Annotated in this window: 12 protein-coding genes; 11 read left to right on the forward strand and 1 reads right to left on the reverse strand. The window is 68.5% G+C overall.

Annotated elements, in window-relative coordinates; all coding sequences use genetic code 11:
• On the forward strand, positions 1-308 hold a 308-nt coding region (locus tag VGV06_11320), incomplete at its 5' end, for a carboxymuconolactone decarboxylase family protein (GenBank protein ID HEV2055747.1).
• A gap of 10 nt (positions 309-318) precedes the next feature.
• Here the strand turns inward: VGV06_11320 and VGV06_11325 are convergent.
• On the reverse strand, positions 319-1,851 hold the full coding sequence (locus VGV06_11325; GenBank protein HEV2055748.1) for an ABC transporter substrate-binding protein: 1,533 nt from the start codon (positions 1,849-1,851) through the stop codon (positions 319-321).
• Between the two features lie 97 nt (positions 1,852-1,948).
• On the opposite strand from VGV06_11325, the gene VGV06_11330 reads away from it, so the two are divergent.
• The 10 genes from VGV06_11330 to VGV06_11375 form a co-directional block, all read left to right on the forward strand.
• Complete coding sequence (locus VGV06_11330; GenBank protein HEV2055749.1) at positions 1,949-2,665, forward strand: thioredoxin family protein; 717 nt, start codon at positions 1,949-1,951, stop codon at positions 2,663-2,665.
• A 34-nt stretch (positions 2,666-2,699) separates the two neighbouring features.
• Positions 2,700-3,668 carry an aldo/keto reductase gene (locus tag VGV06_11335; GenBank protein HEV2055750.1) on the forward strand — a complete coding sequence of 323 codons (969 nt, stop codon included), beginning with the start codon at positions 2,700-2,702 and terminating at the stop codon, positions 3,666-3,668.
• Between the two features lie 116 nt (positions 3,669-3,784).
• Positions 3,785-4,732: an LLM class flavin-dependent oxidoreductase gene (locus VGV06_11340; GenBank protein HEV2055751.1), complete on the forward strand. Its 948-nt coding sequence runs from the start codon at positions 3,785-3,787 to the stop codon at positions 4,730-4,732.
• Positions 4,733-4,894: 162 nt separating this feature from the next.
• Positions 4,895-5,470: a 5'-methylthioadenosine/S-adenosylhomocysteine nucleosidase gene (locus VGV06_11345; GenBank protein ID HEV2055752.1), complete on the forward strand. Its 576-nt coding sequence runs from the start codon at positions 4,895-4,897 to the stop codon at positions 5,468-5,470.
• A gap of 259 nt (positions 5,471-5,729) precedes the next feature.
• Complete coding sequence (locus VGV06_11350; protein ID HEV2055753.1) at positions 5,730-6,959, forward strand: ABC transporter substrate-binding protein; 1,230 nt, start codon at positions 5,730-5,732, stop codon at positions 6,957-6,959.
• On the forward strand, positions 6,944-7,696 hold the full coding sequence (locus VGV06_11355; protein HEV2055754.1) for an ABC transporter ATP-binding protein: 753 nt from the start codon (positions 6,944-6,946) through the stop codon (positions 7,694-7,696). Before VGV06_11350 ends, VGV06_11355 begins: the two co-directional genes overlap by 16 nt.
• Positions 7,683-8,393 (forward strand): ABC transporter ATP-binding protein, encoded by a 711-nt coding sequence (locus VGV06_11360; protein ID HEV2055755.1) that lies wholly within the window; start codon positions 7,683-7,685, stop codon positions 8,391-8,393. The genes VGV06_11355 and VGV06_11360 overlap by 14 nt, the downstream gene beginning before the upstream one ends.
• A 7-nt stretch (positions 8,394-8,400) precedes the next feature.
• Positions 8,401-9,285, forward strand: a complete 885-nt coding sequence (locus tag VGV06_11365; GenBank protein ID HEV2055756.1) for a branched-chain amino acid ABC transporter permease — start codon at positions 8,401-8,403, stop codon at positions 9,283-9,285.
• Between the two features lie 8 nt (positions 9,286-9,293).
• Positions 9,294-10,211, forward strand: a complete 918-nt coding sequence (locus tag VGV06_11370) for a branched-chain amino acid ABC transporter permease (GenBank protein ID HEV2055757.1) — start codon at positions 9,294-9,296, stop codon at positions 10,209-10,211.
• Positions 10,208-11,265, forward strand: a 1,058-nt coding sequence (locus VGV06_11375) for a hydantoinase/oxoprolinase family protein (protein HEV2055758.1), incomplete at its 3' end; no start/stop codon positions are given. The genes VGV06_11370 and VGV06_11375, both read left to right, overlap by 4 nt.

The following is an 11,265-nucleotide window of genomic DNA, read 5'->3' on the forward strand; positions in this document are numbered from 1 at the left end:
ACATCTACCCGGAGTGGGAGTTCGCGGCTCGGCAGGACCCGGAATTCGTTGAGACCTACAATCGGATCTACGAGCTGGGGCTTGGAGAGGGCAAGCACGTCTCGGCGAAAGTCCGCGAGTTCGTCGCCATCGCGCTCCTCGCCTTCCGCGGGGCGGAACGGGCCGGCCTCGTGGCGCACATGGAGCGCGCGATCCGTTTGGGCGCCACGAAAGAGGAGCTGTTCGAGGTCCTCGAAACCTGCCTGGTGCCGGGCGGCGCCCCGACCTTCCACCGCGGGCTGGGCGCCCTCTTGGAAGTGAAGGGCTGATCGCGGCGCGCTACTTCTTCAGGCGCAGGTCCTCGTACGGCGCCGAGTAGAGGTGGCCGACGATGAGGCCTAAGCCCGGCTCGGCCACGCGGGCGCCGAACCCGTTCAGAAGCACCGGCTCGACGATGGGGGCGAACATGACCTTCTCGTGCACGAGCTGCTGGATCCGGTGGAGGATCGCCTCGCGCTTCTTCGCGTCCATCTCGCGCGCCTGTTCCCGGTAGAGCCCGTCGATGTCGGGATAGCCCCCGTAAGAGCGGATGCCGCCCGAGATCACGAACGCCTCGATGCGCGTGGCGGCGTTGCCGGCGGCCGCGCTCCCCACGCGCACCATGTGCTTGAAGCCCTTCTCAGAGTCCGTGTTGAGGTAGGCGGCGCGCTCCAACACGCGGAGCCGCGTGCGGATCCCCACAGCCTGGAGGTCGTTCACCACCGCCTCGCCCACGGGAGCGTACGTGTTGTCCGTGGCCACCTCCACGGCGTCGAAGCCGCGCGGATAGCCCGCCTCCGCCAAGAGCCGCCGCGCCCGCTCGGGATCGTAGGGGTAGGCGGGCGCCGGCCAGGCGAACGCGAAGTCGCGCGGGATGATGCTGGCGCTGAGCCGTCCGTGGCCCAGGTACTCGGCGTTGTTGATCTCCTTGCGGTTGATGGCGAGGCTGGCCGCCAGCCGCACGCGCTGATCGTGCCAGGGAGATTTCGGGTTCCATTGCTCGGTGAAGGTCAGCCACTCGGTGAACGTGCCCGCGACGGGCTTGAGCGTGAGCCCGGGCGTGCGCGCGAGCTCCTGCGCCAGCGCGCCGCGGATGGAGTACGCGAAGTCCGCCTCGCCCCGCTTGAGCATCGCGAGCCGCGTGCTCTCGTCCGGCACGGCGCGGAACACCAGCCGCTTCACCGACGGGACTTTTCGCCAGTAGCTCTCGTTGGCCTCCAGCACCAGCTCGATGCCGGGTGAGAAGGACACGAGCTTGTAGGGACCGGCACCGACCGGCGCGCGCTTGAAGCCGTCGTCGCCCACGCGCTCGACATAGCGCTTGGGGACGATCCAGGCAGCGCCCGTGGCGGGCGTCGCGTAGAAGGTCAGGAAATCGGGCCAGGGCGCCTTCAGGATGAACCGGGCGCGGTGGGCGTCCACGACCTCGACCCGCGCCACCCGCTCGTGGAGCGCCTTGGCCGAGCTGCCGCGGTAGCGCTCGAACGAGAACTTCACGTCCTCGGCGGTGACGGGATCGCCGTTGTGGAAGGTGACGCCCTTGCGGAGCGCGAACTCGTAGACGAGGCCGTCGCGCGAGGTGGTCCAGGATTCGGCGAGGCTCGGCGCCATCGGCTGGCCGGGCATCGGCTTCACGAGCGCATCGTGGAGCGCGTAGAGGACCATGAATGGCACGATCACGCCCTGCGTCTCAGCCGGATCGAACCAGCTCGGCGCAAGCGAGACATGGACCGCCCACGTCATCTGGCCCTCGGGCGCCGCTGCCGACAGGGACGCGCACCACGGCCCCAGGGTCAACAGCGCGCCCAGCGCGATCGCTCGGATTCGATTCATGCCAGCGATACTGCGACCTGTCCGCGGGCCCGTCAAGCAGTTGCTCGCGGAGCCCCGCTTGGCCTATGCTCTTGCCCTGCGAAAGGAGCAGATCCACGTGGATCGCACGAAAAGCGCCGTCACGCCTGAACGGTTTGCCAGCGGCATGACTTTCAACCAGTACGTTCAGTACGTCGGCACGCCCGAGAATCTCGCGCGTGAGGCGGGATGGTGGCTTGGGCCGGAGCGGAAAGACTTCAGCGGGCATCGCCGCGAGTGGCACGGGCGCGTCGAGCTCAGCGAGGCGCAGGCCGGCGCGATGCGGTGGCTCGCGGAGCAGCCGGACGGCCCCGCCAAGATCCTCGTGATCTCGGAGGAGTGGTCGTCGGACTGCCGCCGTGACGTGCCCATGTTCGCGCGCATCGCAGAGACCGGCAGGATGGAGCTGCGCATCTTCACGCGCGACGGGCAGAAGTTCAGCCGCGAACCGAGGGCGAACCCGGCCGACTCGCCGAACGCCGACATCGTGAACGAGTTCCTCCGGGAGCGAGACGGCCAGACGTACCAGTCGGTCCCCGTCGCGGTCTTCTACACGAAGGAGTTCCAGTACCTCTATCACTACAGCGAGTTTCCGGCGATCTATCACAAGGAGCGCCTGGCCGCCGCGATGCAGGCGAGAAGTGCGGGCGACACCAGAGAGCAGCGGTGGGAGAGCTTCATCCGCGACTGGAGGGCGCTCCAGGAGGGGCCGTTCTTCCCCATGTGGGCGTCCGCGACCGTTGACGAGATCCTCTCCGCGCTTCACGAGCGGATGGTGGTAGGCTCGCTCGCGTAGCGGCACATACGGTGGCATTCAAAGGAGACTCACCATGCTGATGCGCAAGCTGGGCCGGACAGGGCTGCGAGTATCCGCCCTTTGTCTCGGCGGCAACACGTTCGGGTGGACCACGGACCAGAAGGCGTCGGAGGCCGTGCTCGACGCCTACGTCGAGGCTGCCGGCAACTTCATCGACACGGCGGACGTCTACTCCCGCTGGGCGCCGGGCAACAAGGGCGGCGAGTCGGAGAACGCGCTCGGGATATGGATGACGGCGCGCAAGAATCGCCACGCGGTGCTCATCGCTACAAAGGTGATGGGGCCGATGGGGCCGGGGCCGAACGACACGGGCCTCTCGCGCCAGCACATCATGGAAGGGGTCGAGGCCTCGCTGCGGCGGCTGCAGACCGACTACATCGACCTCTACCAGGCGCACTGGGACGATCGCGACACGCCGCTCGAGGAGACGCTGCGCGCCTTCGACGACCTGGTGCGCCAGGGTAAGGTGCGCTATCTCGGCGCCTCGAACTACCACGCGTGGCGGCTGACGCGCGCGCTCTGGGAGAGCGACAAGCGCGGCTACGTGCGCTACGAGTCGATCCAGCCGAAGTACAATCTCGTATTCCGCGACGAGTACGAGCGCGAGCTCGAGCCGCTCTGTCTCGAGCAGGGCGTGGGCGTCATCCCGTACTCCTCGCTCGGCAGCGGGTTCCTGTCGGGCAAGTACCGCCCCGGCGCGGATCTGCCCAAGACGGCCCGCGCCGTCAACGTGCAGAAGGGCTACATGAACGACCGCGGCTTCGCCGTCCTCGCCGCGGTGGACAAGGTGGCCGGCAAGGTCGGCGCGACGCCGGCGCAGGTCGCGCTCTCCTGGCTCGCCCACCGCCCCGGCATCACCGCGCCGATCGCCAGCGCAACCTCCGTGGTCCAGCTCAAGGAGCTGATAGGCGGCATCGAGCTCAAGCTGGACGAGGAGGCGACCGCCACGCTCGACAGCGCGAGCGCCTGGAAGGAAGCCTAGCCGGCGCCCGGATCGGGCCTTGCGTTTGAGATCACACATTGTGATCTCAAAGCCGCGGCGGCGTCGTGGGTTATTCGAAACATGAAGTCTTCCTATCTGATAGAGGAGGTGCCGAGATGGCGGTCGAGTTCGGCGTGCTGCTTCCCACCCGCGAGGCTGTCATGTCCGGCCGCCCGGAGACGGCTCCGATGCTGACCATGGCGGAGCGCGCTGAGGCCGCGGGCTTCGATTCCGTGTGGATCGGCGATTCGCTGATTGCCAGGCCGCGCCACGAGCCGCTCACCCTGCTGGCCGCCGTCGCCGCGCGCACGCGGCGGGTGCGCCTCGGCACGGGCGTGCTCCTGCCGGCGCTGCGGAACCCCGTCGTACTCGCCCAGATCGTGGCGACGCTCGACCGCATCGCCGAAGGGCGCGTCATCTTAGGAGTCGGCATCGCCGCCGACGCGCCGCCCATCCGCAAGGAGTTCGCGGCCGCCGGCGTGCCGTGGGACCGCCGGGTCGGACGGTACCTCGAGACGCTTGAAATCTGTCGCGCGCTGTGGAGCCGCGACGGCGTCAGCTTCAGTGGCAAGCACTTCACGCTGGAGAACATCACGATGGAGCCGAAGCCGCATCGCCCGGGCGGGCCGCCCATCTGGATCGGCGGCAGCGGCCCCACCGCGCTTCGCGACGCCGCGAAGTACGATGCGTGGTTCCCCACCGGCCCCAGCGTGGAATTCTTCGCCGAGCACTTCCCCCGCGTGCAGGCGGCCGCCCGCGCGGCGGGCCGAGCGCCCGACGCCGTGACCGGCGCGGCGTACGTCACGCTGGCCCTCGATGCGAACACGGCCGCCGCCGAGCAGCGACTGCACGGCTTCCTCGAGGGGTACTACGGGTCGCCGGCGCGCGTGATCATGGCCCGCCAGGCGACCTACGCCGGTCCGATCGAAGCCTGCGTCGAGTGGCTCCAGCGCTGGATCAACGCGGGCGCGCGCCACATCTCCCTGCGCTTCGCCGGCGGCGACCAGTTGGCCCAGGTGGACGAGGCAGCGTCGCGGCTCCTGCCGAAGCTCAAGCGCGGCTGAGGCTGCTACCCGCCTAAGCGGATGACTGTCACAGCGGCTCTTGTAGTCGTGCCGCAAGCCAAGGAGCTGGAACCCCTACTCGGCGGGTTCGTTGCGGCGGGTTACCAACCGAGAAAATTGACTCTTGGGAGGCTTGAGTGCCACGTTTTCGAGGAGCTCCGCTTGCTGTTCACGGTGGGTGGACACGGAAAGACCCAGCTCGCGGTGCGGACTCAACACCTGATCGACCAGAGGGCGGAGTTTCAGGTTGTGATCTGCGCGGGAGCGGCTGGCAGCCTTGACGGCGACGTGGCGCTTGGTGACGTCGTTGTCGGCATGTCGACGATCGAGCACGACTACAAGCTTCGGTTCGTGCGCCAGCCGCTCCCGTCCTATCCAGCTGATGCGCATCTCCTGGCCCAGTTCCGCGTCGCTGCCAGCCAGATCGGGCGGGAGTTCCGAGTGCTTTTCGGCGCAATCGCGAGCGGTGATGAGGACATCGTCGACCCGGCCAGAGCCCGTGAACTTCGAGAGGCGACTGGGGCTCTATGCGTCGCGTGGGAAGGTGCGGGTGCAGCACGCGCGGCAAGCTTCAGCGGACTTCAGTTCTTGGAGGTGCGCGCAATCACGGATGGCGCCGACCACACAGCAGCGGCCCACTTCCAGACGAATCTTGAGCGCTCGATGCCGAATCTCGCCCAGATCTTACTGACGTGGTCCCTTGCTCGCGGGCAAGATAGCCCAACAACTGGAATGTGAGCAGACCTGCCACCAGGCTGGGTGGCCCGTTGGAGCCACTACCCTCGTTTGCACATGGATTGGGCTTAGGGGTCAGGGCTATCGCTACCGAGGGACCGCAACCACTCGCGGGCATACATCGCGAACCTCGGCACCCAGCCGTAGCCGGCACCGGATGCACCCGGTGGCCGTGTGCTATGATCGCCACCCTACGCCGGCCAACGCGGTGATCGCAATCGCGGGCGCGCCGGCAGTCGCTCCACAACGCGGAGGTGTGAAAATGCGCAAGCCCACGGTGATCGGAATCGTGTCGCTCCTGCTAGGCCTCGCGGCGTTCCTCGCCGCCCCACCCGGCGCGGGCGCTCAGGACGAGGTCAAGCTCGGCGCGTTCCTGCCCATCTCCGGGATCAGCGCCGACGTGGGCGCGCAGATGAAGGCCGGCGCCGAGGTCGCGGCAGAGCGGATGGGAACGATCCAAGTCGGCGGCAAGCCGATGAAGGTTCGCGTCATCTGGTACGACGACGAGGGCAAGGGCGACGTGGGTCTCAACGTCGTCACGCGCGCACTCACCGTCGACAAGATCCACGTGGGCATGGGCTTTCTCTCCAGCGACGTCTTCATCCGCGTGATGGACGAGTTCCAGAAAAGCTCGACGCCGGTGGTCACCTGCTGCTCGGCGTCACTCAAGATCCCCGACAAGATCGCCCAGAACAAGATGCAGTACGTCTTCCAGCTCAGCCCCACGGCCAACGACATCGTGCGCTCGGTGGCGGCCGCCGTCGGGCAATACGTGAAGCCGAAGAAAATCGCGCTGCTGAACGAAAACACCGACGCGGGACGTGACTTCTCCCGCATCGCGCGCGAGTGGTTCGCCGCCAACGCCAAGGACGCCGAAGTCGTCGCCGACGAGTTCGTCGACCGCGGCGTGACGGACCTGACGCCGCAGTTCGCGAAGATCAAGCGCTCCGGCGCGCAGGCGATCATCGGCGAGATCTATGGCTCCAGCGGTTCCGTGCTCTTCAGCCAGTGGTATGAGCTCAAGGTCCCGGCCGTCCTGGCCCACATGGGCGCGACCGTGAGCGCGCAGACGTTCATCGACCAATACGTCAAGCAGACTGACCTCGCCATCGTTAACAACCGCTGGTGGCCGGCGAAGTACTCCGAGGTGTCGGAGCCGATGATGGCGGCCTACAAGAAGAAGACCGGCACCGATGCGACCAACTTCGCGGTGCAGGCGCACGACGCCACCCTCGTGTTGATCGAGGCGATCCGGATATCGGGAAGCCTCGACCCGCAGAAGATCCAGGCGGCCCTCGAGAGCACCACCTTCGTGACGGCGTGGGGCACCCGCAAGTTCACGTCGCTGGCCGAGGGGCACCGCATGCCCATCCAGACCGTGGTCGTGCAGATCCAGGGCGGCAAGAAGGTGCCCATCTATCCCGAATCGGTCGCGGCGGCCGCCGGCGGCAAGTACGTGCCGGTGCCCCCGTACGCGTGGGAAAAGAAGTAGCGCCGCCGAAGCTCGCCCTCGCCGGCCTCAGCAAGTGGTTCGGCGGACTCCGCGCCGTTGGCGCCTGCTCGTTCGAGATCGCGCCCGGCACCGTGGTGGGCCTTATCGGCCCCAACGGCTCCGGCAAGAGCACGCTCTTCAACCTGGTCACCGGGCTCTTGCGGCCCGACGAAGGCGCCATCTTCTACGACGGCGAGCGCATCGACGGGCTCGCCACCCACGAGATCGCGCGCCGCGGTGTGGGCCGCACCTTTCAGTCCGTAAAGATCTTCCGCGACCTGCCCGTCCGCGAGAACCTCGCCATCGCCGCCATGGGGCGTGGCCTCCGCGGCTGGGAGCCGCGCGCCGACGAGTGGCTCGCGCGCATGGGTCTCACGCGACTCGTCGATGCGCCCGCGGGCACCCTCTCCATCGGCCAGCAGCGCCTGCTCGAGCTGACGATGAACCTGGTAATCGACCCGGAGTTCTTGCTGCTCGACGAGCCCCTCGCGGGCGTGCACCCCGTGATCCGGCGCCAGATCGCTGACACGCTGAACGATCTGCGCGCGCGGGGCCGTACCCTGCTGATCATCGAGCACCACATGCCGTTCGTGATGGGACTCTGCGACAAGATCGTGGTGATGGATCACGGAGAGAAGATCGCGGAAGGGGCTCCGGAGGCGATCCGCGCCGACCCGCGCGTGATCGCGACCCTGCTCGGACGGGCGGAGCGCGGGAGCGACGATGCTCGAGCTTGAGGGCGTTCGCTCCGGGTACGGCAAGCTCGAGATCCTCCAGTCGGCTTCGCTGCGGGTTCCCGACGGCGCGATCATCGGCATCATCGGGCCCAACGGCGCCGGCAAATCCACGCTGCTCAAGACCGCGTTCGGCTATCTCCCGCCCTCCGCGGGCCGCATCGTGCTCGACGGTCGCGAGATCGCGGGGCGCCGGCCCGACGAGATCATGCGCTTGGGGGTCGGCTACCTCGCCCAGGCGGGCGGGTTGTTCGCGGAGATGACCGTGCACGACAACCTCGTGCTCGGCGGCTACACCGTCTCGCGCGCCGACAAGCGTCACGCGATCGACCACGTCTACACCCGCTTTCCCCTGTTCCGCGACCGCCGCCGCCAGCTCGCCGGCGCCCTCTCCGGGGGTGAGCAGCGCCTGCTCGCCATTGCGCGCGCCCTCATCGTTCGCCCGCGCCTCCTGCTGCTCGACGAGCCGTCGGCGGCGCTGGCCCCGCGGTTCATCGACGAGGTCTACGCGACGCTCGTGGCGCTCAACCGCGACGGCATCGCGCTCCTCATCGTCGAGCAGAACGTCGAGGCGATCCTTGCCGTTGCCCACCGCGTGTTCGTGCTCGACCTCGGCCAGAACGCCTTTGACGGGACACCGTCCGAGCTCCGCGCCTCCGATAGCATTCGGCGGCTCTACCTCGGCGAAGACGCGGCATAGCACGACGATGCTCGAATCGCTCCTCGAGTTTCTCATCCAGGGCGTGGTCCTCGGGGGGCTCTACGCGCTGTTTGCCGTCGGGCTCAGCCTGATCTTTGGCGTGCTCGACGTCATCAATGTCGCCCACGGCGAGTTCTTCGCCATCGGCGGCTATCTGGCCTTCACGGCCGTCGTGCTCCTGCATCTGCCCGGCGCCATGGGTATCCTCGGGGCGGCCGTCGGGACATTCCTGCTCGGGCTCTGCGTCTATCCGCTCCTGATCGCCCCGCTCAAGCGGCGGCTCGGGGGGCGGCCACAGGGGCCGCTCTATCTCGTGCTCACGCTCGGCCTGTCCACGTTCCTTCAGTCGAGCCTGCTGGCGATCGCGGGGGGCGATTATCTGCGGGTGCCGCCGCAAGTGAGCGGGATCCTCGACCTGGGCGTCACCGCGGTCAGCTTTCAGCGGCTCCTCGTGCTCGGGGTCGCGGCGTTGCTGCTCACGGGGCTCTTCGCGTTTCTCCGCTTCCATCCCGAGGGCCTCGCCGTGCGCGCCGTCTCACAGAATCCCGACGCGGCGCAGGCGATGGGCATCAACCTGCCGCGCATCTTTGCCTTCACGCTGGCCCTGGGGGTGGCGCTCGCGGGGGTGGGTGGCGCGCTCATGGCCCCGCTCTTCAATGTCTACCCGGCCGTCGGCTTCCCGCTGACCATCAAGGCCTTCGCCATCACCATCCTCGGCGGGATGGGCAACCCCGCGGGCGCGCTGGTGGCGAGCTTCGTCATCAGCATCGCCGAGTCGCTCTCCGTGATGGTGATCCCCTCGCAGTGGCAGAATCTCATCGCGTTCGCCGTGATGATCGTGATGCTCCTGCTCCGGCCCCGCGGCCTCTTCGGCCGCGCCGTCTCGCGATGACCCGCCGCGTGAGAGGGCTTCCGCTCGCGGTCGCCGCCGTCGCCGCCCTCTTGCCCGTGCTGCTGCCGCATCCGTTCGTGCTCACCATCGCGACACAGGCCGCGATCTGGGCGCTGCTGGCCGCAAGCTGGGATCTGCTGAGCGGCTATACGGGGCAGATCTCGTTCGGTCACGCCGGCTTCTTCGCGCTCGGGGCCTACGCCGCCGCCGCCGCGACCAAGCACGCCGACGTCTCACCGTGGCTCGGCCTGCTCATCGGCGCGACGATCGCCGCCGCCGTCGGGCTCCTCACCGGCTTCCCCGCCCTCCGGCTGCGCGGCCACTACCTGGCGCTCGTGACGCTCGGGCTCGCCGAGATCATCAGGCTCGTCGCCCAGAACTGGATGGCGCTCACGGGTGGCCCCTTCGGCATCCACGACTTCAGGAGCTTTTCGGGGCTTCCGGCCGCCGCGCTCGCCTACCGTCAGGCGATGTATGGGGTGGTCGTCTCCATCGTGGCCGTCTCCATCGCGGTCATGTACCTGCTCTGCGAGCGCACGAACGCGGGCAAGGCGTTCCGCGCCATCCGCGAGGACGAGGTCCTGGCGCAGACTCTCGGCATCGACACGACCCGGTACAAGCTCCTCGCCTTCGCGGTGAGCTCGGGCTTCGCGGGGCTGGCGGGCGGCCTTTACGCGTATTACGTGCAGCTCGTGAGCCCGTCGGTCGCCTCGGCGGCCACGACGTCGCTGGTCATCGGCATGGCGGTCTTCGGCGGCCTCGGGACGCTGTGGGGCCCGGTGCTCGGCGCGCTGCTGCTCTACGGCCTCTACGAGGGCTTGCGCTTCGTCGGCGTCGTGTACAACCTGGTCGCGGTGGGCCTCGTGATCATGGTCTTCGTCATCTACTTCCCGCGGGGGCTCGCGGGCATCGGGAGATCCGCATGAGCTATCGGCTGGGAGTCGATGTGGGTGGCACCTTCACCGACCTCGTCCTCGTATCGCCCAGCGGCGTCGCGCGCACCTGCAAGGTGCTGTCGACGACCGCCAACTACGCCGAGGCGATCATCACGGGCGTCCGGGAGCTGACGGCCCTGGCCGGCATCCCCGCCCGCGACATCGGCGAGATCATCCACGGCACCACCGTCGCCACCAACGCCATCCTCGAGCGCCGCGGCGCTCGCGCCGGCCTCCTGACAACGGAGGGCTTCCGCGACCTGCTCGAGATCGGGCGCCTGCGCCTCTCCCGGCTCTACGACCTCGACTTCGAGCGCCCCGCGCCCCTCGTGCCCCGCCGGTGGCGCAGCGAGATCCGCGAGCGCATGAATCACCGCGGCGAAGTAGTCACGCCGCTCGACCGCGAGGGCGCGGCCGCCGCCATCGATCGCCTGCTCGCCGAGGGCGTGGAATCGATCGCGGTCTGCTTCCTGCACGCCTACGCCAATCCCACCCACGAGGCCCAGGTGGGGGCGATGATCCGCGCGCGCGCGCCGCACATAGCGCTCACGCTCTCGTCGGAGATCCTGCCCGAGATGCGCGAGTTCGAGCGCACGAGCACCGCCGTCACCAACGCCTACGTGATGCCCGTGATGGGCCGCTATCTCGCCTCGCTCGAGGGCGAGCTGCGCAAGCTGGAGGCCCGGGCGACGTTGCTCATCATGCAGTCCAGCGGTGGCGTCATGACGGCCGAGGGCGGGCGCCAGCGCCCCGTGCACGTCATCGAGTCGGGGCCTGCCGCCGGTGTCATCGCCACCTCCGCGCTCGCCCGCGCTATCGGCGCGCCCAACGCGCTGAGCATCGACATGGGCGGCACGACCGCGAAGGCCTCCATCATCGAGGGGTACGAGATCAAGCGCACCGGCGAATTCGAGATCGGCGGCTCGATGTCGCAGGGTAGCCGGCTCAACAAGGGCGGGGGCTTCCTGCTGCGCGTGCCCGCCATCGACATCGCCGAGGTCGGCGCGGGCGGCGGCAGCATCGTGAGCGTCGACGGCGCGGGGGC

This window comes from Candidatus Methylomirabilota bacterium (assembly GCA_035936835.1).
Lineage (GTDB): Bacteria > Methylomirabilota > Methylomirabilia > Rokubacteriales > CSP1-6 > AR37.

Excerpts from the sequence above, each read along its gene's own strand:
- VGV06_11325 (HEV2055748.1), bottom strand. The coding sequence starts at position 1,851 with ATGAATCGAATCCGAGCGATCGCGCTGGGCGCGCTGTTGACCCTGGGG.
- VGV06_11335 (HEV2055750.1), top strand. The coding sequence starts at position 2,700 with ATGCTGATGCGCAAGCTGGGCCGGACAGGGCTGCGAGTATCCGCCCTT.
- VGV06_11340 (HEV2055751.1), top strand. The coding sequence starts at position 3,785 with ATGGCGGTCGAGTTCGGCGTGCTGCTTCCCACCCGCGAGGCTGTCATG.
- VGV06_11350 (HEV2055753.1), top strand. The coding sequence starts at position 5,730 with ATGCGCAAGCCCACGGTGATCGGAATCGTGTCGCTCCTGCTAGGCCTC.
- VGV06_11360 (HEV2055755.1), top strand. The coding sequence starts at position 7,683 with ATGCTCGAGCTTGAGGGCGTTCGCTCCGGGTACGGCAAGCTCGAGATC.
- VGV06_11365 (HEV2055756.1), top strand. The coding sequence starts at position 8,401 with ATGCTCGAATCGCTCCTCGAGTTTCTCATCCAGGGCGTGGTCCTCGGG.